We start from the raw sequence: 25,843 nt of genomic DNA, 5'->3' as shown, positions 1-25,843 counted from the left end.
CTTGCAGACACCCCCATGGCGCATAACGTTCCCCCCGGCATAACTAAGCAGCCAGTATTACACGCTGAAAAACTGTCTAAAAAAGTAACTAGCGGTGAACGCTCACTGACTATCTTACACGACCTGTCGCTAAGCGTAGCGGCGGGGGAAAGTGTCGCTATTCTGGGTAAAAGCGGTGCGGGTAAATCAACGCTGCTGGGTCTGCTGGCTGGCCTTGATACACCCAGCGACGGCGAACTAACGCTATTTGGTTACGCGCTAAGTCGTTTGGATGAAGATGGGCGTGCAGCATTGCGCGCTGGGCGGGTCGGTTTTGTATTTCAGAACTTTCAGCTGTTACCTACTCTGAGCGCGCTTGAAAACGTCATGCTGCCGCTTGAACTATCGCCCCGCGCCGGGGAAACGCAAACCGCCGCGCAGTGGTTAGCGCGAGTGGGGCTGGGTGAACGCGTGGAGCATCTACCCAAACAGCTTTCCGGCGGTGAGCAGCAGCGTGTTGCCGTTGCCCGCGCTTTCGTGACCGACCCTGAACTGGTATTTGCCGATGAGCCAACCGGCAATTTAGATCCTGATACCGGCGCGCAAATAATTGATCTGCTCTTCACTCTAAACCGCGAGGCGGGCACTACGCTTATTTTGGTCACCCACGATCATGCCTTAGCGCGGCGCTGTGACCGCTGCTTGCGCTTGGCTCATGGTCGCCTGGAACCCTTTGTGCCCAAGGCGGTTATCAATGAAGAGGAGACGCCATGAGCGATGTGAACTGGCGGCTGGCAATGCGCAGTCTCCGGCGAGACCTGCGCGCTGCCGATGTGCGTGCACTCTTTATTGCCCTGGTATTGGCCGTGGCGGCTTCTACCATGATTGCGTTTTTTCTTGACCGTTTAGAGCGCGGCTTGGAGCGCCAGGCGGGCCAGATGCTGGGTGGCGACCTGGTGCTAGAGCAGCGTGACCCGTTTTCAGAGGAGCTGCGGGAGCGCCTTGAGAGCGCCGGCTTTGTGCTTAGCGACCAAGTTGACCTAGTCTCAATGATTAGCCGCGGCGAGCGGTTTCAACCGGCCAGCCTAAAAGCGGTCGATGATGTTTACCCTCACTACGGCGTTTCCCATGTCGACTTTGGCAATGGGACTGAACAAATTGCCTCTGGGCCACCGCCTGGGGAGGCATGGGCCGATCCGCGTCTAGTGGAACTGGTCGATATAGCGCTGGGCGATCGCGTGCAAGTGGGGCAAACCGAACTGGCCGTTAGCGGGATTATTGAGCGTGAGGCGGATCAATCTGGCGGTTTTGGCAATTTTAATCCGCGCTTGATGATGCACACGGCGGATGTCGAGGCCACTGGCCTTGTTCAACAAGGCTCGCGGATTGAGTTTGAAATTTTAGCCGCAGGCGCCCCTGCCGCACTTGATCAAGTGCAAGGCCTGCTTGCAGAGCTGCGGCGCGACGGCGTAGAAGTGCGTGATGTGCGTGTAGACCGCCCACAACTGGGCAATGCGCTACAGCGAGCTGAAAGTTACCTTGGCTTAGCCGGACTAGCGGCGGTGTTACTGGCGGGCGTGGCGGTGGCGATGTCTACCCGTCGCTATGTGGAGCGCCATCTGGATACCGCCGCGCTACTGCGCTGCTTTGGTGCCAGCCAACACCAGCTAGTGACGATTTTTACGCTACAACTGCTGGGCTTAGCGCTAGTGGCGGCGGTGATTGGCGCATTGCTTGGGCTAATCGGCCAAGCGGTACTGATCTGGCTGCTAGTGAGCTTTCTGCCCATGATGCTGCCGCCACCAGGTCTCATGCCGCTGGGGTTAGGGGTATTTACGGCTTTAGCCGTTTTGGTCGGGTTTGCAGGGCCAACGCTGCTGCGCATTAAGCGCGTCAGTGCGTTAAAAGTGCTGCGCCGTGAGCTGGATCCGCTGCCGCCTTCGGCTTGGCTGGTCGTCGGCGTGGCGAGTATCGTGTTTGGTGGGCTGTTATGGCTGTATTCCGGTAGCCTGCCGTTGGCTGTTGCGCTGTTGATCGGTGGCGCGCTGTTATTGGGCGTGCTGTGGATGATCAGTGCGCTGATGCTTAGCGGTTTGTTACGTGTCGTGCAGCGGTTTTCCGGGCGCAGCGAGTGGTCCCAGGCGCTGCGGTTAGGCGGTCGCCAGTTGGCTCGGCGGCGGCAAGCGGGGCTGGGGCAACTGCTCGCGTTCGCGGTCACTTTCTTTGCCATGGCGATGATTGTACTGGTGCGTGGCGACCTGCTCAGCACTTGGCAAGACCAACTGCCTGAAAACACCCCTAATTACTTCGCGATCAATATTCAGCCTTCCGAACGCGACCCTTTTGAAGCAGCGATTTCACCGCGGGTGGAAACTCAAAGCACGCTGTATCCCATGGTACGCGGGCGTATCATTGGCATTAATGGACAGCCGCCCAGAGACGCCGTGCCGGCAGATGCGCGGGGCGATAACTCGCTGCGTCGCGAGCTCAACCTTACCTGGCAATCAGAGCTACCCGAAGGCAACGAGGTGGTCGCCGGGGAGTGGTTCTCAGCCGCGCCAACAGAGGAAGAGCAGGGGCAAGGCTGGATGGGCGCCGTTGAGGCGACGCCTCAAGCGCCCCCGGTGCCTATCTCGATGGAAGATGGGTTGGCTGAAAGGCTTGGGCTGGATATTGGTGACGAGATGTCGTTCTCGGTAGGTAGCGACGAAATCACTACCCAAATTACCAGCTTGCGTAGCCTCAATTGGGATAGCTTTCAGCCTAATTTCTTCGTTATCTTTCCACCGGGTGTATTGGAGCCATTTGGGCATAGTTACATCACCGCCTTCCACCTACCTGAAGCAGAGCAGGGGCTGATCCGTGAGCTGATCACTGACTTTCCCGGGGTCTCGCTGCTGAATGTAGACGCCATTTTAGGCCAGGTGCGCGATGTGCTCGCCCAGGTTACCCGCGCAGTGGAGTTGGTGCTCGCGTTGGTGCTGTTGGCAGGGGTTAGCGTGCTGTATGCCGCGCTCACCGCAAGCCGCCCGGTGCGCGCCCACGAAAGCGGCCTGCTACGCGTATTTGGCGCAGGCAGCCGAATGATTTCACGGGTGCAAGGGGCTGAATATGCGCTGTTAGGTTTTGCCAGTGGGCTGATGGGGGCGGTACTGGCTGAGCTGACCACTGCCGCGCTTTACATCTACTTATTGGATCTCGCCCCGCGGTTTCACTGGGGGCTGTGGGTTTTACTCCCCGTGGGTGGCGCCGTACTGATTGGTGTCATCGGCCATGTGCTTTCACGGGGGCTGCGTCGCCAAGCGCCAGCAGCTAGTCTGGGTCTGCTCGGCGAGGCCTAATGGTGAGTCAGTAATTGGCTATTTCGCAAGCCAGAGGCCGACGACAATGGCGCTGATAACAGTAACAAAAAAGACCAGATTACGGGCGCGGGTATCGCGGTGTGGTTTCATAACGGTACCAAATGAGCGTGGAGAGAAAAGAGGCAGAAGCATTACGCCCAGCATGGTAACGTTTGAAGCTTACGCCGTCATCTTGCGGGCGGCGCTGTTTCTTTAGGATCGTTAAATATGCCTCAATCTAGCTTTACGGCTGCGCGCCCTGTTGCGGCGCAGCCGCTTACTCTTGCACAGGGGCGCCTTGCCGCGTTGAGTTGGGGGCGCACGAATGCCCCCACGTGGCTCGCCCTACACGGCTGGCTGGATAACGCCGCCAGCTTTTCACGTTTAGCCCCGCGGTTGGTCGAGGCGTTGGATATTCGTATTGTGGCAGTAGATTTTCGTGGCCACGGGCACTCCTCACACGCGCCAGTAGGCGCAGACTATGCTCTTTGCGACTATGCTCTTTGGGACTATGCTCTTTGGGACTACTGCAACGACGTGCTAGATGTCATGGGATCCTTGGGTCTGGAGAAAACCAGCTTGCTGGCCCACTCCATGGGCGCGGCGGTGGCCTGCTTGCTCGCCGCTGCTCTGCCTGAGCGCGTTGAGCGGCTAACGCTGATCGATGGCTTGGGGGCGCTCAACACGCCTGTTGAAGAGACCGCCAGCCAGTTACGCAAAGGGCTGAATGCCTACCGCCGGCCACTCTCACGCGCACCGCGCTACCCGGATATCGAAAGCGCTGTCGCCGCGCGCGTGGCAGGCGGCGTCACGCCCGTGGATAGCATAACGGCGACCCCGCTAGTGGAACGCAATACCCAGCCTACCGCTGACGGTCATGTGCAAATGCGTACCGATAGCCGGCTGCTAAAACCATCCCTGGTACGCTTTACCCCCGAACAGGTGCTGGCTCTATTGGCAGAAATTAACGCACCGGTACTATTGATAGAAGGCGAGCAGGGTATTTTGGGCGAGCGCGATTGGGCGGCTCAGGCGCGCCAAGCAGTCAACGCGTTAACCCGCCATGTGCTTAGCGGCGGTCACCACTTGCATTTGGAGCCACGTGCGGTGGAGAAAGTCGCCTTGGTTATCGGCGGTCACTGGGGTAAGGCAGATCCCGCCTAGGGAAGGAGCGCAGCATGAATGCATTGGCGCAATTGAAGAGTGGCAATAATCACAGTGGCAATAAGGTTGCCCTGGTACTGGGCAGCGGCGGCGCCCGCGGCTATGCACATATCGGTGTGATTGAAGCACTGGAGGCGCGTGGGTTCGAAATTATTACTGTGTCAGGCTGTTCAATGGGCGCGCTGATTGGTGGTGTTTATGCCGCCGGTAAACTGTCGGAGTACCGCGATTGGGTGTGCCAACTCGACTACCTGGATGTACTCAAACTGGTCGATGTAACGTGGAGCCCTATGGGCGCGATGCGCGCTAGCAAGGTGATGAGTAAGCTGGAAGCGCTAGTGGGCGATATTTTAATTGAAGACCTGGCGATTCCGATCACGACGGTGGCGACGGATTTAGTGCGCCAGCGAGAAGTGTGGTTTCAAAACGGTCCACTACTACAGGCGATTCGCGCCTCGATTGCCGTGCCGGGCGTCATTACGCCGGTGCATTTGGGTGAACAGGTGTTGGTAGATGGCGGGCTGCTCAACCCGTTACCTATTATGCCGGTGGTGGCGGCCCATCAGGCGGACTTTGTAGTGGCGGTTAACGTTACCGCGCACAGTCCGCTGCCGGTCACACTAGAGGAGCTATTGCCCCAACAGGAAACGGCCACCGATAACCGCACTAAACAAGAGATCGACAATGAACAGCACATGGGCAACTGGATAGGCGATGTGCGCACGGCCACTCGCAAACTGTGGAGTGGCTTGGGTACAAGTGGTGAAGCTGAAGATGAGGAGCTCGAAGAGACCACCGAAGCACGAGGCAAGCGCGAGTGGAGTAAGCTCGATATGATTTTGGAGTCGTTTGATATTACCCAGGCGGCACTGGCCAAGTATAAGGTGGCAGGCTACCCGCCGGATATCCTGATTGAAATCCCTAAAACCGTCTGTAGTACCTATGAATTCCACCGCGGTAGGGATTTGATCCGCTTAGGACGCCACTTAGCGGATGAAGCGCTAGAGCGGCGAATACCCAGTATCGCCTCTGATGCCACCGAGTGAAGGGCTAAGTAGTGAAGGACTACTGGCCGCGCTTGCGCAGCAGGATATACACCGCCCCGGTGCCACCATCGACATCAATCGCCGAGCAGAACGCCAGTACCCCAGGCCATTCTCGTAGCCATGCATTGGTGTGGCTTTTGAGCACCGGGAAGTCAGCGGTAGTGCCCCACGCTTTTCCGTGCACCACCAGTATGCAGCGCAAGCCTTGGCTCGCCGAGTCGCGCAGAAAACTCTCCAATTCCACGCGCGCCTCTTCCAGTGTGTAGCCATGCAGATCCAGCCCCGCCTGCCACGCCGTTTGACCGCGCTTTAGCTGGCTAAAGGTGCGCCACGGTAGGTCGGGGATGCTGAACTCAAGGTACTCAGAGGGGCGCACGGCTTCCACCCGACCATCCGAGGTGCGCCCGCTGGCTTGGGTAGCGCTGCTCTCTACCGCCGCGTTACGCCGCGCTTCGTGGGCCTTGCCGTCGCGCTTGGGCTTGCCTGGGTCGGCCTGATTGGTGATGATCGGTCGAACACCCGCCGCTTTCAACGCGTCGCGGAAGGCACTGATATCGTCATCATCGGGCAGGTGGCGGTGTCGCGTCATGGCAGGCTCGGGTGGCAAAAAAAGTGTAAAAAGAAGATCCATCACATAAAGGAGCACAGTATAGCGAGCTGAGCGTTGCTGTGAACCGGACGGCGTCAAAGGTACAATCTTTATTCATCATGTAGATAAAGCGTTTTCACGCTTATCTATGCTTATCGTTGCCCAGGAGTCGCTGTGACCACGCATCTTAACGCTGAGAATTCTCACTCCACTCTATACCTGCCCGGGTCGGCACTGGTGAGCGAGCTGTTTACGCTGCGCGACTACCTGCGCTGGGTCTCCAGTGAGTTTTATCTGGCGGGCCTGCACTATGGCCATGGTACTGAATCCGCTTGGGATGAGGCAGTAGCGCTCTGTTTAGGCGCGCTGCACCTGCCGTGGAATATTGACCCAGCGGTATTGGAAGCGCGGCTGTTGCCCGTTGAACGCCAGCGGATAATTACCCTAGCGCGGGAGCGCATTACCACTCGCCGCCCGCTGCCCTATTTGCTAGGGGAGAGTTTTTTTGCCGGCCACCCGTTTAACGTTGATGAACGGGTGCTGATTCCGCGCTCGCCGATTGCCGAACTGATTGAAGATGGCTTTGCCGCCTGGTTCCCCGAAGAGCCGCCCGCCAGCGTGCTGGATCTGTGCACCGGCTCCGGCTGTATCGGCATTGCCACAGCCCTCTACCTACCCACCTGCGAAGTAGCACTTGCCGATATCAGCCAAGATGCGCTCTCGGTGGCACGCCAAAATATCACCCGCCACGAGGTGGGCGACCGGGTGCGCGCGGTGGAATCTGATGTCTTTAGTGGTCTGGAAGGCAAGCGCTTTGATTTGATTGTCTCCAACCCGCCCTATGTGGATGCCCGCGATCTTGCCACCATGCCCGCTGAATTCCGCCATGAGCCTTCCCTGGCACTAGGCGCGGGCAGCGACGGCCTGGATATTGTACGCCGCATACTGCGGGAAGCGCGGCAGCACTTAACCGATGAGGGCTGGCTGATTGTAGAAGTCGGTAACTCTGATCGCCATGTGGAAGCAGCGTTTCCCGACGTGCCTTTCTTATGGCTTGAATTCGAGCGTGGCGGCCAGGGCGTATTCGCTCTGAGCGCCGCTGAACTCGACGCCTATGCGGCGTCTTTCGTGTGAGGAACTAACCGCCATGTCTGGCAATACGTTTGGCAAATTATTTACTGTCACTACCTTTGGTGAAAGCCACGGCCCTGCACTTGGCGCGATCGTTGATGGCTGCCCGCCGGGGCTGCCGTTAAGCGAAGCCGATCTACAGCGTGATTTGGATCGCCGTCGACCGGGCAGCTCGCGGCATACCACTCAGCGCAAAGAGCCTGATCAAGTGCGCATTTTATCAGGGGTGTTTGAAGGTAAAACCACCGGTACGTCGATTGGGCTATTGATTGAGAATACCGACCAGCGCTCCAACGACTACTCAAAAATCAAAGACCAGTTTCGACCCGCTCACGCGGACTACACCTACCACCATAAATATGGCCACCGGGACTATCGCGGCGGCGGGCGCTCCAGCGCCCGCGAAACCGCTATGCGCGTAGCTGCTGGGGCGATAGCCAAGCAATATCTGGCTGCGCAGGGCGTACAGATCCGTGGCTATATGAGCCAGTTAGGCCCGATCAAGATTGAGTTTAAACAATGGGAGTCGGTCGGCCAGAATGCTTTTTTCTGCCCAGACCCGGAGCGGGTGGCCGAACTGGAAACCTATATGGATCAACTGCGCCGCGACCAAGACTCGGTGGGGGCTGAGATTACCGTGATTGCCGAGGGCGTGCCGGTGGGGTTAGGCGAACCGGTATTTGACCGCCTGGATGCTGACTTAGCGCACGGTTTGATGAGTATCAATGCGGTAAAAGGGGTCGAGATTGGCGCAGGCTTCGGCTGTGTCACTCAGCGCGGCAGCGAGCACCGTGACGAGATGACGCCTGAAGGCTTTCTCTCCAATCATGCCGGCGGAGTGTTAGGCGGTATTTCCAGCGGCCAACCCATTGTGGCCCGGTTAGCGCTAAAACCCACTTCTAGCATCACCACCCCAGGGCGCTCTATTGATGTTCACGGCCAGGCGGTAGAGGTGATTACCAAAGGGCGCCACGACCCTTGCGTGGGTATTCGTGCTACGCCCATTGCTGAGGCGATGATGGCGATTACGCTGCTTGACCATTGGCTGCGTCAACGCGGCCAAAATGGCGATGTTAACGTTGATACGCCGCGTTTAACTCAGCGCTAACGCAAGAGGTGAGGTTGGCAGTTCGCTGCTACACTCAAACAAAACAAACAAATGCATGATGAACGGCATGACGAACGGTCGTGACAAACTGTGCAGGAGCCGCCTATGAAGATTAACGTCGAGTTTGATCTTACCCCGGATGAGTTTCGCCAATCGCTGGGGCTGCCAGATGTCGAAGATTTTCAGAAAAACCTGTTGGAAAACATTCAACGGCAGATGGAGTCTGGTGTAGAAGGCTATGACCCTATGAGCTTGATGCAGCCTTTCCTGCAGCAGCCGATGATGAAGCAGGGGCTTTCTCAGGGGTTGGCTAATTTTGGTACCTATCAGCAAATGATGCTGGACATGCTGCGTCAAGCAGGCACTTCCAGCGACTCTGCTGCCAGTGATAAAGAATCAAGTCAGCGCGCCTCAAGTCAACGCGCTTCAAGTCAGGATACGGCGAAGAAAGAGTCGCCGAGCGAGAAGAGTGCCAAGAGCAAAACTACCGCCTCGTCCCGCTCCCGAGCAAAGGGGTAGCTGGTAAGGATACTAGCTGAACTATGTTGCAATGCACCATGCCAGCAACTACACTTTTTGCAGTGCAGCAAGTTGGCGCAATGCAGGGCTACACCGCGATGAGTCACTCTAGGCTCATGCCAAGGACTGAGAGAGGAGCAGACACTATGCAAGACAATATGATGGATGCCTTTAACGCCCAAACTAAGCAAATGTTTGAGCCCATGCGTAAAATTAATTCGCTAATGCTCAACAACATGGAAAAAATGACCCAGTATCAGCTGGAATCCATGCAGCGCTATAGCCAGATGGGAACTGATCGCATTCGTAGCGCCACTGAAGTCCAAGATGCAGAAAGCCTGCGTGATTTCGGCACCAAACAAGCCGAAATGATGAATGACCTTTCCCAGCAGATGCAGGAAGACGCGCGGGTAATGAGTGAAATGAGCCTGCAGTTTAAGTCCGAAATGGAAAAGATGTTCAGCGAAGCCGGGCAGCAAATGTCCGAGCAAGCCCAAGCTGCTGCTAAAGGGCAGCAACAACCTGCCAAGGCCTCTAGTCAATCATCGCGCAAAAGCTGATTGGCAACATCATCGCGGCGCCTAAGGGCGCCGCGATGCGTTAGTTACTAGGGCCGTTGCAAGCCCGGTCATGGGCTGTGTTGGTATAGCTCACAGCGTTTGGTGCGCCTGGCGGTAGGCGTAGGGAGAGTAAGTATGCATTCAGCGTGGCAGAATCCGTTCCAGTCCCTAACAGGGTTATCTAAGGGACTATCCGACGGTTTATCTCAAGGCTTTTCTGAAGGGCTGGCTCAAGGGACTCCTGAAGGCTTATCTCAAGCAGAACTTGAGGATTGGAATAACCAGCTTAGTGAGATTGGCGAACAGTACCAGGGGCTCATGCAGGATCTGCTTGCCCGTATCGCGCCAAGCGAAGCCGCCGACTCCATTTACAGTGATATGCGTGAAAGTTTTGAGGCGGGCGCGCAGTCGTTGATGCAAAACCCTACGCTGCTATGGGAAACCCAAACCCGTTTGCTGCAAGATCAGTGGTTATTGTGGCAGCAAGCTATGCGCGGAATGGCCGGAGAGCAAGTCACGCCGCTAATTACCCCGGCCAAAGGCGACCGCCGTTTTAAAGACGAAGCCTGGACCCAAGACCCGTACTACATGGCCATCATGCAGCAGTACTTACTGTTCTCGCAGATGGTGGAAGAGCTGATCGACAGCTTGAGCGGTCTCGACCAAACCCAACAGCGTAATTTGATGTTTTATGCCCGTCAGTTGGTCAATGCGATGGCGCCGACCAACTTTATGACCACGAACCCAGAGGTGATGCGCCGTACAGTTGAAACGCGTGGCCAAAATCTGGTCGATGGCTTGGCGCGCCTGCGCGAAGATCTGGGTAATTCTGCAGAAGGTATTAACGTCCGCATGACCGATCGCGGCGCCTTTAGCGTCGGCGAAAACATCGCCGTAACCCCTGGTTCCGTAGTCTATGAAAATGAACTGATCCAGTTGATCCAGTACACGCCGACAACCGAAAAGACCTTTAAAACGCCGCTACTGATGGTGCCGCCGTGGATTAATAAGTACTACGTTCTTGATCTGCGCGAAGATAACTCAATGGTTAAGTGGCTGGTAGATCAAGGCCATACGGTGTTCTTGATCTCCTGGCGCAATCCCGGGCCTGAGCAGCGCGATATCACCTGGGCTGACTACATGCAGATGGGTCCGATTAGCGCGATTAAAGCCATCGAGCAAGCCTGCGGCGAGAAGTCGGTTAATCTACTTAGCTACTGCGTAGGTGGCACGTTAACAGCCTCTACGGTGGCCTACCTTACCAGCACGCGGCGCGGCCGGAAGGTCAAGTCGGTGACCTACATGGCCACGCTGCAGGATTTTCGTGATCCCGGTGATATCGGTGTCTTCCTCAACGAGCGTGTGGTTGAGGGCATTGAGCAGACGCTGCAGCTGAAGGGCTATCTGGATGGTCGCTCAATGGCCTACACCTTTAATTTGCTGCGTGAGAATGATCTGTTTTGGTCGTTCTACATCAATAACTACTTAAAAGGCGAAACGCCTGCTGCGTTTGACCTGCTGTATTGGAATACCGATGGCACTAATCTGGCTGCAGGTACCCACGCCTGGTATTTACGGCATATGTATTTAGAGAACCGCTTAGTTAAACCCAATGGTATTGAGCTAGATGGCGTAAAAATTGACCTGCGTAAGGTATCCGCGCCCAGCTATTTTGTGTCTACCAAAGAAGACCACATCGCCAAATGGAACAGCACTTACTATGGAGCGCTGCTGCCTAAAGGGCCGGTTACTTTTGTGCTAGGCGGTTCGGGGCATATCGCGGGTATCGTCAATCCACCGGATAAGAACAAGTACGGCTACTGGACCAACGACGCACTACCTGAAAGCCATGAAGAGTGGTTGGCAAGCGCTACTGCCCAGGAGGGTTCTTGGTGGCCACACTGGCAGACCTGGATGACCGATAATGGCTATGCCGACAGTCAAAAAATGCTGCCTGTGCGTCAACCCGGCGATGGCGAACTCAAGGTGATTGAGCCTGCGCCAGGGCGTTATGTGAAGATGACCATCCCCGAAGTGTTAGGAGAAGCTGCAGCGCCCAATTAATGCAGTCACGCATAGCTAAGATGAGTAAAGCTAGGGATCAGACAAGCTAGGGATCAGAAAAGCTAGCGTAAGGTAATCAGTTGGATCCATCCTCGCTCCCAAGCGACATTAGCGAGGATGGATTGTAGGGAGTTAGCGTCGCAAGCGTAGAGACGGTAGCAGCATCAAGCCTGCTAGCAGCCAAACGGGCCAACTGCCTGAGCGGGTAAACGGCGTTAAGCCCTCCATAGCGTAAAATTCACCGGTAAGCGTTGTGGTTTCAAACTGCGGCGCGCGTTCAACAATTCGCCCATTAGAGTCGATAATCGCAGTAATACCGTTGCTGGTAGCGCGCACCACGTAGCGGCCATTCTCTAATGCCCGCAGCCGCGCCATCTGGAGATGCTGATGGGGGCCGATAGAGGCGCCAAACCACGTGTCATTAGACACCGTCATGATCACTCCGCTGTCTTGTGCACGGCGGGCGACTAGCTGTGGGTAAATAATTTCATAGCAGATCGCATTACCGATATTGATGCCGGAGGCCTGCATCGGTGTTTGCTCAGCGGCACCTTTGGTAAAGGTCGACATAGGTAAATCGAAAAAATCGATCGTCCCACGCAGCACACTCTCCAGCGGCAGGTATTCACCAAAAGGGACTAAGTGCTCTTTTTGGTAGCTGCCCGCTACATTGCCAACGCCAATCACGCTATTGAAGTAGCGCTCTTGTTCGTCTCGCTGAACGATACCGGTTAGCAGCGCGACGTCGGTGGGTAGGTTCGCTTGCACCCGTTCCAGAACCGGACGGGCTTGGGTTTCCATCATCGGCAGGGCGGTTTCAGGCCATATGATCAGGTCGACCTCATCGGCGACCTCGCGGGTAAGTTGGCTATAGGTGTTGGCAGCTTCACGCTGGCCTTCCGGTGTCCACTTTAATAGCTGCGGTAGATTGCCCTGCAACAGGGCGACACGGGTAGGTTCGCCTGCCGGCGTGGTCCACTGCTGGGGCAGTGCCAAAGGGATTAACCAAATAGCCGCCAGTGGGGCGAGTGTCCACCATTGGCGGCGCAGCAGCAATTCAGCGATAAATGCGCCGCTCAGCGCTACCCATAGCGAAAGCAGATACACCCCGCCAACGGGCGCCCAAGCGGCTAGTGGTGAGTCGACATAGCCCGAGCCCAGCAGCAGCCATGGAAAGCCAGTAAACAGATAGGTGCGCAGTACCTCGCCTAGTACCCAGGCCCCGGCAAAGCTGATAACTGCCAGCTTGGCTGATGTGAATCGACGGTATAGCCAGAAAGTGCCCGCATAGAACAGTGCCAGAACCGAGACGAACAGGGCGGTTAGAAACACCGCCAGTGGAACGCCGGTATAGCCATAGTCATGAATGGAGACATACACCCAGGAAGTGCCGCTGGCGAACAGCGCCACCCCGTACAACCAGCCCTTAAGCGCGGCTTGGGCAGGGGTTAGTGTGTGCAGGCCGGTATAAAGTAACCCAATCGCCACAGGGCCCAGCCACCAAAGCTCAAACGGGGAAGCGGTGAGGGTGGTGAAGCCACCTGCCACTAACGCGGCAAGCAGCTGAAATAAAAATGCGGGGGGGAAACCCATAGCGATAACCTATTGCCGGTAAGGTCGAGGAGTGTCTAGAGAGAAAGGTGATTAACGCAGCCTAATCTGGTTTGTCTGCTTGTTCGTCGTCTTCTGCTTCATCATCGCGACGCGTGTCGCGGTAGGCTTCGAGTAGACGAATACGCCGCGTATCGGCGTTGAGAATGACAAATCGCCAGCCACCGAGGATGGTATGTTCACCGCGCCGAGGTAGATGGCCGAATTGCTGCATTACCAGGCCGCCAACGGTATCGAACTCGTCGTCGGAGAACTCAGTGTCAAAGCGTTCGTTGAAGTCTTCGATAGGCGTCAGTGCACGAATAGCGTAGCGGCTATTTTCAATCTCACGGATATCGTCCTCTTCATCGGTATCGTGCTCATCTTCGATGTCACCAACGATCTGCTCGAGAATATCCTCGATGGTGATAATGCCGGCGGTGCCGCCGTACTCATCAACCACCACGGCCATATGGTTATGGGTATCGCGGAACTCTTTAAGCAGGCTGTTAAGGCGTTTTGATTCAGGGATGAACATGGCCGGGCGCAAAATGTCATCGAGCTTGAAGGCGTCACGCTGGGCCTGTGTTTGCGAGAGCAGCGGCAGCAAATCTTTTACCAGCAGAATGCCTTTCACATCATCTAGATTTTCGCCAATCACCGGATAGCGGGAGTGGCCAGTTTCCTGAATCAGCGGCAAATAACCATCGCTGGTTTGATCCAGTGTGATGGCCGACACCTGCGAGCGCGGTATCAGCACTTCGCGAACCTGCTGATCGCTGATCTCAAGCGCGCCTTCAATGATCATGATGGCGTCTTGATCCAGCTTCAATTTCCCTGCGGTATGGCGTAAAAACGTCATCAGCTCATCGCGCGAGCTGGGTTCGTCATTGTCTCCGGAAAGGGCACCAAAGAGTTTCTCGAGCCAGGATTTTTGATTGGAGTTGCTCGATCGGTCTTCGCTCATGCATCAAATCTCTCGTTTGCGGGCAGACAGTTGCTATCACATTGGCTACATCGTCAGGTAGCTGTTTTATCACTCAAGAGGGGGATAGTACCAGATTCCTTGTTACCTGATTTAATGCAACCGCGGTCAAATGATAAAGATATAAGCGCTTAGGCGTCATCGCCATTAGGCATGTGGGTGCCGTCAGAGTAAGGATCAGGGATGTTCAGCTCGGCCAGCAGTTCACGTTCGAACTGCTCCATCTCTTCGGCTTCCTCATCGTCGATATGATCGTAGCCCATTAAGTGCAGGATGCCATGCACGACCATATGGGCGTAATGATGCTCAAGGGGCTTATCCTGCTCGCTGGCCTCGTTAGCCACCACTGCGTGACAAATCACCAGGTCGCCGAGTAGAGGAACATCAACCCCTGGCGGGCTCTCAAAGGGAAACGACAGCACATTGGTGGTTTTGTCCTTGCCGCGGTAGTCACGGTTTAACGCTTGGCCTTCCTGCTCATCCACAAAGCGGATAGTGACTTCGCGGCGCTGATCATCCGGATGGTGGGCAAACACACAGCCCACCCAGTGGGTGAGCTGTGTGAGTGAGGGCAGCAGCGGTTCGTTGATGGCCGCCTGACGATCGATCACGATGTCGGTCACCGTAAGGTTGCTCATCTTGAGCTATCCCATGAGCCTTCACGCGACTGCACGCGGGCGTCACGCTCTTGCTGGCGCACTTCGCGGCGGGCACGCTCTTCGACTTCCTGCTGGGATTCGAACATATCGTAAGCTTCGATAATGCGCTGAACCAACGGGTGGCGTACCACGTCTTTAGCGGCAAAGTGAGTGACGCCAATACCTTGGGTACCTTTCAGTACGTCAAGCACTTGAATCAGCCCCGAGCGCTGCCCCTTAGGTAGATCGACCTGGGTGACGTCGCCGGTAATCACGGCGGTGGAGCCAAAGCCAATCCGGGTCAGGAACATTTTCATTTGCTCTGGCGTGGTGTTCTGGCTTTCATCCAGAATGATGTAGGAGTTATTGAGCGTACGACCGCGCATATAGGCTAGCGGGGCAATCTCAATCACCTGGCGCTCAATCAGTTTCGCTACCTGCTCAAAACCGATCATTTCATACAGGGCGTCGTAAAGAGGGCGCAGGTAGGGATCGATTTTCTGGGCCAGATCGCCGGGCAGAAAGCCAAGCTTTTCACCCGCTTCAACCGCCGGGCGCACGAGCAAAATACGGCGTACTTCCTGTTGATTGAGTGCTTCGACCGCGGCGGCAACGGCGAGGTAGGTTTTACCCGTGCCCGCAGGCCCTATGCCGAAGTTGATATCGTGTTCACGGATGCTGGTGACGTAGCGTTGCTGATTAAGCCCGCGAGGTTTAATAACGGTACGCGGTGTGCGCATGATCACTTCATCGCCACTGCTGCCATCCTCTTCCTCTTCCAGCGCTTCAAGCCCTGACTCCTGTAGGAACAGGTGCACGGTGTCAGCTTCAAGCTCGCTCGCCGCTGTTTCGCGATAGAGGTGCTCCAACACGTTCGCGGCTGCCTTAATGCGATTGGCCGGCCCCGCCAGTTGAAACACATTGCCCCGGTTGCGCAGCGTCACATCTAGGCGGCTTTCAATCAGCTTCAAATGCTCGTCCTGCTGGCCGCAAAGGCTAGCAAGGCGCTGCGGATCATTGGGTTCAAGGCTTAAGGTGATGATGCGATTGGCCTGAGGTGTTGGCTGACTCAAGAGTGGGGAACCCCTCGTTAGTGTGTGTATCGTTCAGCTTACTGCCCCGCCTGAAGCGGGGCAATGATCTGTGATAAGAGAACGATCAATAGCGTTCGGGAGAGGCAAGCTCACCGCGCAGCGAATTGGGAAACGCTTCGGTGATGTCGACATCGACAAAGTAGCCGATCAGCTCGGTGGGGTTAGCGGCGCGGAAGTTAACCACGCGATTATTCTCGGTGCGTCCAGAAAGCTGGCCGGGGTCACGGGGTGAAAAGCCGTTGACCAACACGCGCTGGGTGCTGCCGACCATGCGGCGACTAATCTGGGCCGTTTGCTGAATAATCCGTTCCTGTAAAATCGCCAGCCGCTGCTTTTTGACACTTTCCGGCGTTTCATCGGGTAGGCCAGAAGCGGGCGTGCCTGGGCGTGCGGAGTAAACGAAGCTGAACGAGTGGTCGAAGCCAATCTGATGAATTAAGTTCATCGTGGCTTCGAAATCCTCTTCAGTCTCGCCGGGGAAGCCGATAATAAAATCCGATGAGAAGCTGATATCCGGACGATTGGCGCGGATACGCTCCATCTTCTCGACGTACTCGGCTGCCGTATGACCACGCTTCATGGCGTTGAGAATACGGTCTGAACCTGATTGCACCGGCAGGTGCAGGTGGCTCACTAGCTCAGGAATATCGGCAAAGGCGTCGACCAAGCTGTCGGTAAACTCTACCGGGTGCGAGGTAGTGAAACGGACGCGATCAATCCCATCGACCGCCGCCACACAGGCAATCAGTTCGGCCAGGTCGATCTCGTCGCCTAACTGGTTCTCACCGCGGTAGGCGTTAACGTTCTGACCCAGCAGGTTAATTTCACGCACACCCTGGTCAGACAGGTGGATGACCTCATCCATTACCGCTTCAAAGGGGCGCGAGACCTCTTCGCCGCGGGTGTAGGGCACCACACAGAAGGTGCAGTACTTGGAGCAGCCTTCCATAATCGAGACAAATGCCGTGGCGCCATCGGAGGTGGGCTTGGGCAGATGGTCGAACTTCTCGATCTCAGGAAAAGTGACATCCACGGCGGCAATCTGATTATTGCCACGGGCATCCAGCATCGAGGGTACGCGGTGAAGGGTTTGCGGTCCAAACACCATATCCACATGGGGCGCGCGTTTGCGAATCGCTTCGCCTTCTTGGCTGGCCACGCACCCACCTACGCCAATCACCAGATCGGGATTGGCGTCTTTGAGTTTTTTCCAGCGTCCCAACTGATGAAAAACCTTCTCCTGCGCTTTCTCGCGAATCGAGCAGGTGTTTAACAGAATGACATCGGCTTCACGCTCATTATCGGTGAGTTCGAGCTGGTGAGATTCGCCGAGTAGATCCGCCATGCGGGAGGAGTCGTACTCGTTCATTTGGCAGCCGTGCGTTTTGATGAAGAGCTTCTTCGCCATCGGTACCTGTCATCTATGAGTCGTCGGGGGACGAGGATGAATGGAGTATTGTCTTGCGCACCAGCCATTATGATGGCTAGGCCGCAAGAATCTGAATACGCGCATTATACGGGTACAACAAACCAGCGGCTAGCGTTCCTCGCTAATCGATACTTGACCCTAAAGTTTCTATGGGTATACTACGCACCGTGTTTGAGAAGTTCCTCGATAGCTCAGTTGGTAGAGCAAATGACTGTTAATCATTGGGTCGCAGGTTCGAGTCCTGCTCGAGGAGCCAATCACTTGCTGAAGGTTATTGGCAATTTGGCTTCGCTTTAAACACCACAATATTCCTCGATAGCTCAGTTGGTAGAGCAAATGACTGTTAATCATTGGGTCGCAGGTTCGAGTCCTGCTCGAGGAGCCAAGTTGTGCTGCTATGAAGTACTTTATAGATTTTACGTTGTTCCTCGATAGCTCAGTTGGTAGAGCAAATGACTGTTAATCATTGGGTCGCAGGTTCGAGTCCTGCTCGAGGAGCCATCTAGCTTTTCCTTTGTTTGCCCCACCTCCCTCATTATTGGCACCCGCTGCTCTTTAGCATCTGGGGTGGTTTTTCGTGTCTGGGCGTCGAGTATCCAACAGCGCTTGCCGTGGCGTAAACTAAGCGGATAAATCCATTGAGTTAGGAAGTTCATGGTGGGCAACGTTGACGCGCCCGAGGCGCTGCAAGTCTTTAAATGTTTAAGCGACGAAACGCGTTTGATGTTGGTGCTGTTGATTGCTGAGCAGCGCGAGCTGTGCGTGTGCGAGATGACCCATGCACTGCAAGAGTCGCAGCCTAAGGTGTCGCGGCATTTGGCTCAGTTGCGCCAATGTGGGCTGCTTAGCGGTCAGCGGGAAGGCCAGTGGGTCTATTACCGTCTTGCTCCGCAGCTACCTGGCTGGGCGCTTGAAATTATTCGCGCCGGCAGCCAGGGCTGCGCCGTTCAGCTGGCAGCGTTGACTAAGCGGTTAACCAAGATGGGTGATCGGCCTGCCCGTCGGGCGGCGCTTTGCTGAGTTCGGTTCCACAAAAAACGCCGGCCCTATTTAACGGGCCGGCGTGTGCTTCTATTCAGACAGACTAGTCAGACAGATTAGCCAGACAGATTAGCGTTTCACAGCTAGCCGACGCGTGTCTTGCAGGTGGGCGTAGTCGAGCAGGATTTCAGCTGATTCAAGCACATAAGCACGATCAACGGCCAGTGCTTCATCCTCTCCATTGGCGTCTTCACTGCCTTGCGTGGTTTCTGCGCCTTCTGTCTCTTCTGTTCCGTCGGTGACTCCTTCAGAGCGGGCATCCATCCACTCGTCGAGTTCTTCCAGGCCCAATGCGCGGCGGCGTTGGTTTTCCAGCGATAGCTGTTCCGCTTCCTGAGCTTCCATTTCACGCTTTCGCTGTTCGCGATTCAAGCTCACGCTGGTGTGCTGTTCGCGTAACTGACGGGCGAGGGTGGATTGGCGCTCCAAGTAACGGAAGTTAGCATTGTCCTGGGCGCGTGCAGCGTGCTGCGCAATGAGCTTATCCTGCAGGGTTTCAGGCTCGCCATAGCGGCGGTACTGAACATTCTGAACGGTATCCCACGCTAGCGCATTATCCAGGCTGCTTTCACCGATGCGCTCGGGGTCAATCAGGCTAGGGAAGTGGATGTCCGGTTCAACGCCACGGTTCTGGGTGCTATCGCCAGAGATGCGGTAGAACTTGGCGCGGGTCAGTTTAATCTGCCCATGGCTTAGCTCGTTAAGCGTCTGTACGGTGCCTTTACCGAAGGTCGATGTGCCTAGCACTAGGCCGCGGCCGTAGTCTTGAATCGCGCCGGCAAAAATTTCTGAGGCGGAGGCGGAGAGACGGTTCACCAATACGCCTAACGGGCCGTCATAGAGCGTACCCGCTTCGCTGTCGCCATAAAGCTGAATGCGGCCCTGGGCATCGCGTACCTGTACTGTCGGGCCGCGATCAATAAACAAGCCAATCAGCGAGTTGGCTTCTTGCAGCGCGCCGCCGCCGTTGTTACGCAAGTCGAGCACGATGCCTTCCACGCCCTCTTCTTTAAGGCGCTCTATTTCCTTGGCAACATCACGCGTGGTGCTGCGGTACTCCTCTTCGCCCGCTTGCCAGGCGTCAAAATCGACATAGAACGTCGGCACATTAATGACCCCAAGGCGATGAGGTTCACCGTCGCGTTCAACTTCAATTACTTCGCCGTGAGCGGCTTGGTCTTCAAGGCTGACGGTGTCGCGGGTGATCTCAACGGTCTGCGAGCGAGTCATATCAACCGCTTGTGCAGGTACCACATCCAGCCTGACGATGGAGCCTTTAGGCCCGCGAATCAGGTCCACGACGTTATCCAGGCGCATGCCGACCACATTGACCATGTCGCCATCTTCTTGGCCAACGGCGATGATCCGGTCAGCGGGTTCCAATACGCCGGCACGTTCCGCTGGGCCGCCGGGTACTAAGCTTGCGACCTTAACGTACTCGCCGTCTGATTGGAGCAGGGCGCCAATGCCTTCTAGGGAGAGGCTCATTTGAATATCAAATGATTCGCCCTGGCGCGGGGAGAGATAGCTGGTGTGTGGGTCGATGCTGCCGGAGACCGCGGCCATCAGTACGCCAAATATATCTTCAGATTCGGTCTGCTCCAATCGCGTCAGTTGGCCTTCATAGCGCTGGCGCAGATTGTCTTCAATCTGTTCGTTGTCCTGGTCGGTCAAGGCAAGCGTCAGGGCGTCATTTTTGAGTCGTTTGCGCCATAGCTCGTCAAGCTCGCTTTTACGGGAGGCCCAAGGGGCATCTTCGCGGTCAATTTCTAGGCGCTCGTTACTTTCAAAGTTAAAATCAAGGCCTTCGTCAAGCTCGGCAAGCAGCGACTCAAGGCGAGCGCGCTGACGTTCGCTGAAGGCATTATAGAGACCAAACACATCGTCCAGGTCGCCTTCGAAAATGGCGTCTGCCATGCCCGTTGCTAGGTGGCGATAGGGCTCAATATCGCTGCGCAGTAGGTAGGATCGTTGGCCGTCGAGTATATCGAGGTAACGCTGGAAGGCGTCCTGAGACCACGCTTCGTCAAAGTTAATATCAGCATAGTGGCCGTAGCGGAGCGATTCCGCAATTTCCACTGCCGCCTGGCGTTGTTCGTTGGTCGGCTCAAGTTGCGCTAAGGCGGCTGGGCTGGTAACAACCAGCATGACAGCCAGGGCGACTGAACGCGAAAGCGTTGCAAACAAGCTCATCAGTCAAGCTCTCCCGGATTTGTGTACACTTATTCTTCCCTAGACTCGCAAGCGACCCATGGGTTGCGTAGGTCGAGGGAGTATTGTAGCAGGTCGCCTGCGCTATGAGACCCAATCATCACTGTTACGAGGATTTACATGTCCGAGACTTTCAACGCTGATCGTTTAACGCGTCTATGCGATTTCCTGCGCCAATCGCCGACCCCGTGGCACGCCACGCTTAATATGGCCGCGCGATTAGAGCAAGCTGGTTTTCAGCGGCTGGAAGAGAAGGCCAATTGGCAGCTTACACCGGGTAAGCGTTACTACGTTACCCGCAATGACTCGGCGATTGTTGCTTTTCAATTGCCTGAGTCTCAACTGGCTGCGCTACGCATGATCGGTGCCCACACTGACAGCCCAGGGCTACATCTAAAGCCCAACGCCACACAGTGCTCTGCTGGCTGGCTACAGTTAGGTGTGCAGGTATATGGCGGTGTTTTATTAGCGCCGTGGTTTGACCGTGACCTGGGGCTAGCAGGGCGGGTGCATGTTCGACACGCCGATGGGCGCCTAGAAAGCGTGCTGCTCAATGTCGACCGGCCTATTGCCACGGTGCCAAGCCTGGCCATTCACCTCGACCGTGATGCGAACAACGGCCGCCCGCTGAATCCGCAGACGCAAATGGCCCCCGTGCTAATGCAGAGCGAAACGGAAACGCTAGCCGAGTTGCTGGCCCAGTGGTTAGAAGAGCAGCACGGTCTGCGAGCTGTGGAAGTGGTTGATTTTGAATTAGGCTTTTACGATGTTCAGCCGCCATCGCTGGTTGGCGTTAAGCAAGAACTGGTGGCGAGTGCCCGGTTGGATAACCTGCTTTCCTGCTTCATCGGTTTAGAAGCGCTGTTGGCTTGCGACGGCAGCCAAGGCGCGTTGCTGGTAGCCAATGACCATGAGGAAGTCGGTAGTGCTAGTGCCTGCGGCGCCCAAGGGCCTTTCCTGGCGGATGTGCTAAAGCGCATCAATAGCCAGGTAGGCGGCAAGGGGGGTGAAAAGGGTGCTGAAAAGGGTGCTGAAAAGGGCGGTGAGGAGTCGCTGATTCAGCTGATCCAGTCGTCACTGATGATCTCGTGTGACAACGCGCATGCGCTGCACCCTAACTTTCGCGATAAGCACGATGAGCACCACGGCCCAGCGATTAACGGCGGCCCGGTGATCAAAGTAAATGCGAGCCAGCGCTATGCCACCAATAGTGTCACGGGTGCGCTGTTTCGCGATGTGTGCCGCGAAGCGGACGTGCCGGTGCAGTCGTTTGTGACGCGGGCGGATATGGGCTGCGGAAGCACGATTGGCCCGATTACCGCGACGGAGTTAGGCGTACCCACGATTGACGTTGGGGTACCCCAGTGGGCGATGCACTCAATTCGGGAAACAGCGGGCACGAAAGATGTCGATTACCTAACCCGCGCGCTAACGCTGTTTTTAAACCGCGCTACCTTGAGTTAGCACTAGGCCAGTTGCACTAGAGGGTTTAAAAACAAAAAAGCCCGCTGACAGAGTCAGCGGGCTTTTCAGTAAGCTTTGGTGGCTACGCCCTGATTTGAACAGGGGACCCCATCATTATGAGTGATGTGCTCTAACCAGCTGAGCTACGTAGCCTTTCAACGGGGGCGAATGATACTGATAACACTGGTTTTAGTCAATGTTTTATTGCTGAGAATGTTGGCGTGGCCGTTTATACGTTAAACCGGAAATGCACCACATCGCCGTCTTTAACAATGTACTCCTTGCCTTCCAGGCGCCACTTGCCAGCATCTTTAGCGCCTTGCTCGCCATTTAGCGAGACAAAATCGTCATAGCCGACGACTTCGGCGCGGATAAAGCCTTTTTGGAAGTCGGTGTGGATAACGCCTGCCGCTTCAGGCGCCGTCGCGCCCTCTTTGACTGTCCAAGCACGAACTTCTTTAACACCGGCGGTGAAGTAGGTTTGCAGGCCCAGTAGTGAATAACCCGCACGAATCACGCGATCAAGGCCGGGCTCTTCCATGCCCATCTCGGTTAAGAACATGGAGCGCTCTTCGTCGTCCAGTTCAGCGATTTCGGCTTCCAGCTGGTTGCACACCGGCACCACTAGCGCGCCTTCCTCAGCGGCGATTTCATTAACAATATCCAGGTAGGGATTGTTCTCGAAACCGTCTTCGTTGACGTTAGCAATGTACATGGTCGGTTTCAGGGTCAAAAAGCCAAAGCTCTTAACCTGACGTTGCTCTTCTTCACTCAGGCCGAAGCTGCGTAGCGGCAGGCCTTCCGCAACGTGGGGCTGAATGCGGTCAAGAATCGCCTTAGTGGCAATGGCGTCTTTATCGCCGCCTTTGACTGAACGGAGCAGTCGTTGGCTGGCTTTCTCGACGGTATCAAGGTCCGCGAGCGCCAACTCTAAATTAATTGTTTCGATATCTGCGCGCGGGTCGACCTGGTTGGCCACGTGGATAACGTTGTCGTTATCGAAGCAGCGCACCACATGGGCAATCGCCTGGGTTTCACGAATATTGGCCAGGAATTTATTACCCAGCCCTTCGCCTTTGGAAGCCCCGGCGACCAGGCCTGCAATGTCGACGAACTCCATAGTGGTCGGCAGTGTTTTCTGCGGCTTGACGATCTCGGCGAGCTTATCAAGGCGCGGGTCAGGCATCGGAACGATACCGACGTTCGGCTCAATGGTGCAGAAAGGGAAGTTCTCTGCATCGATGCCTGACTTCGTCAGCGCATTAAACAGTGTGGACTTGCCGACGTTGGGCAGACCGACGATGCCGCAATTGAAACCCATAAAATGTTCCTGAGAATAAGGTGGTAGGGCGTGAAATAACCGCCATTCTACGAAATGTGCTAGCCGTCAGCTACCGGCGTCATTAACCAGTTAGCGACGGACTCTATTCTGGCTTAAGGCTGTGTAACTGGTTCATGGCTTTGGCCCAGTCACCTGCAAGCGCTAGGGGAAGTGTGGTGACACACTCATCCAGGGCGCGAACAATGGCTTCCTGCTCAGCTTTGCCAGGGCGTCCCAGTACATAATTGGTGACCTGCCGCGCCTCACCTGGGTGGCCAATGCCAATCCTCACCCGGTGAAACTGTTTCTGATTACCTAACGCGCTGATGATGTCGCGCAGACCGTTGTGGCCACCATGTCCGCCAGCGGTTTTATAGCGTGCCTGCCCCGGGGGAAGGTCGAGCTCATCGTGGGCGACCAGCAAATTTTCGGGAGTGAGTTTAAAAAACTGGCACAGGGCAGCGACCGAAGCGCCGCTGCGGTTCATAAAGGTAGCAGGGTTGAGCAGATGGAGCTCATGGTCCCCAAGGCGTACTTTGGCGTAATGGCCGAGAAACTTTTTCTCTGGACGCAGTTCAGCATGGGCGCTGCGCGCAATGGCATCTACCAGCCAGAAACCAGCATTATGGCGCGTGGCGGCATACTCTGCGCCGGGGTTACCTAATCCAATAATGGCCGTTACCTGGCTCATCTTCCCACCTCATACCAACTTCCAGAAGAAATTTTCGACGTTGTGTCAGCGCTGGCCCTAAAAAAAATCAAGCGCCGAGGCGCTTGATTCTAACTGCATATTAGCATCACTAGAGCCATGTAGGCATGGCCCTAGCAGGATGCTTAATAGGAGTGCTTACTCGGCGCTGGAATCTGCTTCGCCTTCGCTTTCACCGTCTTCGTCTTCTGTAGCACGTACCTTCACTTTGGTGACGCTGAGTACGGCATTGTCGTGCTCTTCACCGTGGGATAGGTCAACAGAGGTGACGCCAGCCGGCAGGGTAAGGTCAGACAGGTGCAACGTGGTGCCGATTTCGAGCGCGCTAATATCGACTTCAAGATAGTCAGGCAGGTCTTTCGGCAAGCAGCTGATGGCGACTTCGTTGGCCAGTACGTGCAGTTCACCGCCCTGATCTTTAATGCCTACACAGCTCTCTTCACCGGTCACGTGCAGCGGCACATTCATGGTGATTTCGTGAGCAGCATCAACACGCAGGAAGTCGGCGTGGGTCAGCAGTGGCTTAAACGGGTGACGCTGCAGATCACGAACAACGACTTGCTCTTCTTTACCTTCGATCACCAATGTGATGACCGAGGAGAAGAAAACCTCGTCTTCAATCGCTTTGTAGAAAGAGGTTTTTTCTACAGAGATAGACTGCGGGCCTTTTTCGCCACCGTATACAACGGCGGGCACTTGTTGGTTCGCACGACGCAGGCGGCGGCTCGCACCTTTCCCCAGGTCGTTACGAACGCTGGCTTTCAGGATAAAATCAGACATGGAATTGCCTCTTAGTTTAAGTAAGGAAGACGCCGCCGACCGCGACCAGACAGGCGGCGTTTCCGGGCCCCAAAAGGGGGCTGTATCGTCAAGCGATTAGTGGAACATCGCGCTGACAGATTCTTCGTTGCTGACCCTGCGAATGGCTTCCGCGATCAGGCCGGCAACGCTCAACTGGCGAATTTTTCCGCTACGACGGGCAACGTCAGCCAGCGGGATGGTGTCGGTCACCACCACTTCATCCAGTACGGAGTTGGTAATGTTATCAACGGCTGGGCCGGATAGAATCGGATGTGTCGCATAGGCCACTACGCGCTTGGCGCCGCGATCTTTAAGCGCTTCACCGGCTTTGCACAAGGTGCCAGCGGTATCGATCATGTCGTCAACCACGACACAGGTGCGATCTTCAATTTCACCGATAATATGCATTACCTGGGCTTGGTTAGCCTGGGGGCGACGCTTATCAATGATGGCGAGGTCAGCGTTTAACTGTTTGGCGATGGCGCGTGCACGCACAACGCCACCCACATCTGGAGAAACAACGACGAGGTCACTGTAATTTTGACGCTCGATGTCATCCAGCAGGATGGGCGAGCCGTAGACGTTGTCGACCGGGACATCAAAGAAGCCCTGGATTTGATCGGCGTGCAGGTCCATGGTCATCACACGGTCAACGCCCGCTTTAACCATCATGTCGGCAACGACTTTGGCGGAGATGGGGACGCGTGCAGAGCGCACCCGGCGATCCTGGCGTGCATAACCAAAATACGGCAATACGGCAGTAATGCGAGCTGCAGAGGCGCGGCGCAAGGCGTCGACCATCAGAATCAGCTCCATTAGATTGTCGTTTGTCGGTGCGCAGGTAGACTGCAGGATGAAGACATCCTTACCGCGCACGTTCTCATTGATCTCGACTGCGATTTCGCCGTCGCTGAACTGACCCACCGTAGCATTACCCATACGGCTGTCTAAGCTCTCGGCAATTTTTTGAGCGAGTGCCGGGTTAGCATTCCCGGCGAAAACCATCAATTTTGACACGCGCAGCCACCTTTGCAGTGTTAAGAATCAGGGGAGAAAACG

Annotated in this window: 22 protein-coding genes and 4 tRNA genes; 14 read left to right on the top strand and 12 right to left on the bottom strand. The window is 55.8% G+C overall.

Annotation, left to right across the window (positions count from 1 at the left end; translation table 11 throughout):
- The first annotated feature begins 15 nt into the window (after positions 1-15).
- The 4 genes from ACQE2I_RS12430 to ACQE2I_RS12415 all read left to right on the top strand — a co-directional run bounded on the left by ACQE2I_RS12430 (position 16) and on the right by ACQE2I_RS12415 (position 5,530).
- Positions 16-753, top strand: a complete 738-nt coding sequence (locus tag ACQE2I_RS12430; protein WP_427031464.1) for an ABC transporter ATP-binding protein — start codon at positions 16-18, stop codon at positions 751-753.
- A complete protein-coding gene (locus ACQE2I_RS12425) occupies positions 750-3,320 on the top strand; it encodes an ABC transporter permease (protein WP_427028397.1) in 2,571 nt (856 codons plus the stop codon). The genes ACQE2I_RS12430 and ACQE2I_RS12425 overlap by 4 nt, the downstream gene beginning before the upstream one ends.
- Before the next feature lie 228 nt (positions 3,321-3,548).
- Positions 3,549-4,484, top strand: a complete 936-nt coding sequence (locus ACQE2I_RS12420) for an alpha/beta fold hydrolase (RefSeq protein WP_427028396.1) — start codon at positions 3,549-3,551, stop codon at positions 4,482-4,484.
- Between the two features lie 14 nt (positions 4,485-4,498).
- Positions 4,499-5,530, top strand: coding sequence for a patatin-like phospholipase family protein (locus ACQE2I_RS12415; protein WP_427028395.1), 1,032 nt, complete (start codon positions 4,499-4,501; stop codon positions 5,528-5,530).
- Positions 5,531-5,549: 19 nt separating this feature from the next.
- Here the strand turns inward: ACQE2I_RS12415 and ACQE2I_RS12410 are convergent, their stop codons facing one another.
- Positions 5,550-6,119 (bottom strand): Smr/MutS family protein, encoded by a 570-nt coding sequence (locus ACQE2I_RS12410; protein WP_427028394.1) that lies wholly within the window; start codon positions 6,117-6,119, stop codon positions 5,550-5,552.
- A gap of 174 nt (positions 6,120-6,293) precedes the next feature.
- On the opposite strand from ACQE2I_RS12410, the gene prmB reads away from it, so the two are divergent.
- The 5 genes from prmB (at position 6,294) to phaC (ending at position 11,501) form a co-directional block, all read left to right on the top strand.
- Positions 6,294-7,253, top strand: coding sequence for a 50S ribosomal protein L3 N(5)-glutamine methyltransferase (gene prmB / locus ACQE2I_RS12405; protein ID WP_427028393.1), 960 nt, complete (start codon positions 6,294-6,296; stop codon positions 7,251-7,253).
- 13 nt (positions 7,254-7,266) lie between these two features.
- Positions 7,267-8,358: a chorismate synthase gene (gene aroC, locus ACQE2I_RS12400; RefSeq protein ID WP_427028392.1), complete on the top strand. Its 1,092-nt coding sequence runs from the start codon at positions 7,267-7,269 to the stop codon at positions 8,356-8,358.
- A 105-nt stretch (positions 8,359-8,463) separates the two neighbouring features.
- Positions 8,464-8,877 carry a hypothetical protein gene (locus tag ACQE2I_RS12395; RefSeq protein WP_427028391.1) on the top strand — a complete coding sequence of 138 codons (414 nt, stop codon included), beginning with the start codon at positions 8,464-8,466 and terminating at the stop codon, positions 8,875-8,877.
- 146 nt (positions 8,878-9,023) lie between these two features.
- Positions 9,024-9,437: a phasin family protein gene (locus ACQE2I_RS12390; protein ID WP_427028390.1), complete on the top strand. Its 414-nt coding sequence runs from the start codon at positions 9,024-9,026 to the stop codon at positions 9,435-9,437.
- Between the two features lie 135 nt (positions 9,438-9,572).
- Positions 9,573-11,501: a class I poly(R)-hydroxyalkanoic acid synthase gene (gene phaC, locus ACQE2I_RS12385; RefSeq protein ID WP_427028389.1), complete on the top strand. Its 1,929-nt coding sequence runs from the start codon at positions 9,573-9,575 to the stop codon at positions 11,499-11,501.
- A 132-nt stretch (positions 11,502-11,633) separates the two neighbouring features.
- Here phaC and lnt read toward each other — a convergent pair whose 3' ends face one another.
- The 5 genes from lnt to miaB all read right to left on the bottom strand — a co-directional run bounded on the left by lnt (position 11,634) and on the right by miaB (position 17,216).
- Positions 11,634-13,094: an apolipoprotein N-acyltransferase gene (gene lnt, locus ACQE2I_RS12380; RefSeq protein ID WP_427028388.1), complete on the bottom strand. Its 1,461-nt coding sequence runs from the start codon at positions 13,092-13,094 to the stop codon at positions 11,634-11,636.
- Positions 13,095-13,155: 61 nt separating this feature from the next.
- Complete coding sequence (locus ACQE2I_RS12375; RefSeq protein ID WP_427028387.1) at positions 13,156-14,058, bottom strand: HlyC/CorC family transporter; 903 nt, start codon at positions 14,056-14,058, stop codon at positions 13,156-13,158.
- 149 nt (positions 14,059-14,207) lie between these two features.
- Positions 14,208-14,714 carry an rRNA maturation RNase YbeY gene (gene ybeY / locus ACQE2I_RS12370; RefSeq protein ID WP_427028386.1) on the bottom strand — a complete coding sequence of 169 codons (507 nt, stop codon included), beginning with the start codon at positions 14,712-14,714 and terminating at the stop codon, positions 14,208-14,210.
- Complete coding sequence (locus ACQE2I_RS12365; protein WP_427028385.1) at positions 14,711-15,787, bottom strand: PhoH family protein; 1,077 nt, start codon at positions 15,785-15,787, stop codon at positions 14,711-14,713. The genes ybeY and ACQE2I_RS12365 overlap by 4 nt, the downstream gene beginning before the upstream one ends.
- An 85-nt stretch (positions 15,788-15,872) precedes the next feature.
- Positions 15,873-17,216, bottom strand: coding sequence for a tRNA (N6-isopentenyl adenosine(37)-C2)-methylthiotransferase MiaB (gene miaB, locus ACQE2I_RS12360; RefSeq protein WP_427028384.1), 1,344 nt, complete (start codon positions 17,214-17,216; stop codon positions 15,873-15,875).
- Positions 17,217-17,417: 201 nt separating this feature from the next.
- Here miaB and ACQE2I_RS12355 point away from each other — a divergent pair.
- The 4 genes from ACQE2I_RS12355 (at position 17,418) to ACQE2I_RS12340 (ending at position 18,257) form a co-directional block, all read left to right on the top strand.
- Positions 17,418-17,493, top strand: a tRNA-Asn gene (locus ACQE2I_RS12355).
- A gap of 53 nt (positions 17,494-17,546) precedes the next feature.
- Positions 17,547-17,622: transfer RNA gene (locus ACQE2I_RS12350), tRNA-Asn, on the top strand.
- A gap of 40 nt (positions 17,623-17,662) precedes the next feature.
- Positions 17,663-17,738: transfer RNA gene (locus ACQE2I_RS12345), tRNA-Asn, on the top strand.
- A gap of 153 nt (positions 17,739-17,891) precedes the next feature.
- A complete protein-coding gene (locus ACQE2I_RS12340) occupies positions 17,892-18,257 on the top strand; it encodes a metalloregulator ArsR/SmtB family transcription factor (protein WP_427028383.1) in 366 nt (121 codons plus the stop codon).
- Positions 18,258-18,347: 90 nt separating this feature from the next.
- Here the strand turns inward: ACQE2I_RS12340 and ACQE2I_RS12335 are convergent, their stop codons facing one another.
- Complete coding sequence (locus tag ACQE2I_RS12335; RefSeq protein WP_427028382.1) at positions 18,348-20,471, bottom strand: carboxy terminal-processing peptidase; 2,124 nt, start codon at positions 20,469-20,471, stop codon at positions 18,348-18,350.
- A 138-nt stretch (positions 20,472-20,609) separates the two neighbouring features.
- Between ACQE2I_RS12335 and ACQE2I_RS12330 the strand changes: the two genes are divergently transcribed.
- Positions 20,610-21,953, top strand: coding sequence for a M18 family aminopeptidase (locus tag ACQE2I_RS12330; RefSeq protein WP_427028381.1), 1,344 nt, complete (start codon positions 20,610-20,612; stop codon positions 21,951-21,953).
- 76 nt (positions 21,954-22,029) lie between these two features.
- On the opposite strand, the gene ACQE2I_RS12325 is transcribed toward ACQE2I_RS12330, so the two are convergent.
- The 5 genes from ACQE2I_RS12325 to ACQE2I_RS12305 form a co-directional block, all read right to left on the bottom strand.
- Positions 22,030-22,106 (bottom strand) — tRNA-Met (locus tag ACQE2I_RS12325).
- 76 nt (positions 22,107-22,182) lie between these two features.
- Positions 22,183-23,274: a redox-regulated ATPase YchF gene (gene ychF, locus ACQE2I_RS12320; RefSeq protein WP_427028380.1), complete on the bottom strand. Its 1,092-nt coding sequence runs from the start codon at positions 23,272-23,274 to the stop codon at positions 22,183-22,185.
- A gap of 103 nt (positions 23,275-23,377) precedes the next feature.
- Entirely contained in the window at positions 23,378-23,965 is a 588-nt protein-coding gene (gene pth / locus ACQE2I_RS12315; protein ID WP_427028379.1) for an aminoacyl-tRNA hydrolase, read from the bottom strand.
- Between the two features lie 156 nt (positions 23,966-24,121).
- Positions 24,122-24,763, bottom strand: a complete 642-nt coding sequence (locus tag ACQE2I_RS12310; RefSeq protein ID WP_427028378.1) for a 50S ribosomal protein L25/general stress protein Ctc — start codon at positions 24,761-24,763, stop codon at positions 24,122-24,124.
- 96 nt (positions 24,764-24,859) lie between these two features.
- Complete coding sequence (locus tag ACQE2I_RS12305) at positions 24,860-25,801, bottom strand: ribose-phosphate pyrophosphokinase (protein WP_427028377.1); 942 nt, start codon at positions 25,799-25,801, stop codon at positions 24,860-24,862.
- Between the last annotated feature and the right edge of the window lie 42 nt (positions 25,802-25,843).

The sequence above is a fragment of the Halomonas sp. H2 genome, assembly GCF_050215315.1.
Taxonomy (GTDB): domain Bacteria; phylum Pseudomonadota; class Gammaproteobacteria; order Pseudomonadales; family Halomonadaceae; genus Vreelandella.
This window is presented reverse-complemented; position numbering and strand designations above follow the sequence as displayed.

Coding starts and splice junctions, on each gene's coding strand:
- miaB (WP_427028384.1), bottom strand. CDS start 17,216: ATGGCGAAGAAGCTCTTCATCAAAACGCACGGCTGCCAAATGAACGAG.
- ACQE2I_RS12330 (WP_427028381.1), top strand. CDS start 20,610: ATGTCCGAGACTTTCAACGCTGATCGTTTAACGCGTCTATGCGATTTC.
- phaC (WP_427028389.1), top strand. CDS start 9,573: ATGCATTCAGCGTGGCAGAATCCGTTCCAGTCCCTAACAGGGTTATCT.
- ACQE2I_RS12335 (WP_427028382.1), bottom strand. CDS start 20,471: ATGAGCTTGTTTGCAACGCTTTCGCGTTCAGTCGCCCTGGCTGTCATG.
- ACQE2I_RS12375 (WP_427028387.1), bottom strand. CDS start 14,058: ATGAGCGAAGACCGATCGAGCAACTCCAATCAAAAATCCTGGCTCGAG.
- ybeY (WP_427028386.1), bottom strand. CDS start 14,714: ATGAGCAACCTTACGGTGACCGACATCGTGATCGATCGTCAGGCGGCC.
- ACQE2I_RS12430 (WP_427031464.1), top strand. CDS start 16: ATGGCGCATAACGTTCCCCCCGGCATAACTAAGCAGCCAGTATTACAC.
- aroC (WP_427028392.1), top strand. CDS start 7,267: ATGTCTGGCAATACGTTTGGCAAATTATTTACTGTCACTACCTTTGGT.
- ACQE2I_RS12310 (WP_427028378.1), bottom strand. CDS start 24,763: ATGTCTGATTTTATCCTGAAAGCCAGCGTTCGTAACGACCTGGGGAAA.
- ychF (WP_427028380.1), bottom strand. CDS start 23,274: ATGGGTTTCAATTGCGGCATCGTCGGTCTGCCCAACGTCGGCAAGTCC.
- ACQE2I_RS12410 (WP_427028394.1), bottom strand. CDS start 6,119: ATGACGCGACACCGCCACCTGCCCGATGATGACGATATCAGTGCCTTC.
- ACQE2I_RS12425 (WP_427028397.1), top strand. CDS start 750: ATGAGCGATGTGAACTGGCGGCTGGCAATGCGCAGTCTCCGGCGAGAC.
- ACQE2I_RS12390 (WP_427028390.1), top strand. CDS start 9,024: ATGCAAGACAATATGATGGATGCCTTTAACGCCCAAACTAAGCAAATG.
- ACQE2I_RS12340 (WP_427028383.1), top strand. CDS start 17,892: ATGGTGGGCAACGTTGACGCGCCCGAGGCGCTGCAAGTCTTTAAATGT.
- lnt (WP_427028388.1), bottom strand. CDS start 13,094: ATGGGTTTCCCCCCCGCATTTTTATTTCAGCTGCTTGCCGCGTTAGTG.
- ACQE2I_RS12395 (WP_427028391.1), top strand. CDS start 8,464: ATGAAGATTAACGTCGAGTTTGATCTTACCCCGGATGAGTTTCGCCAA.
- ACQE2I_RS12415 (WP_427028395.1), top strand. CDS start 4,499: ATGAATGCATTGGCGCAATTGAAGAGTGGCAATAATCACAGTGGCAAT.
- pth (WP_427028379.1), bottom strand. CDS start 23,965: ATGAGCCAGGTAACGGCCATTATTGGATTAGGTAACCCCGGCGCAGAG.
- ACQE2I_RS12420 (WP_427028396.1), top strand. CDS start 3,549: ATGCCTCAATCTAGCTTTACGGCTGCGCGCCCTGTTGCGGCGCAGCCG.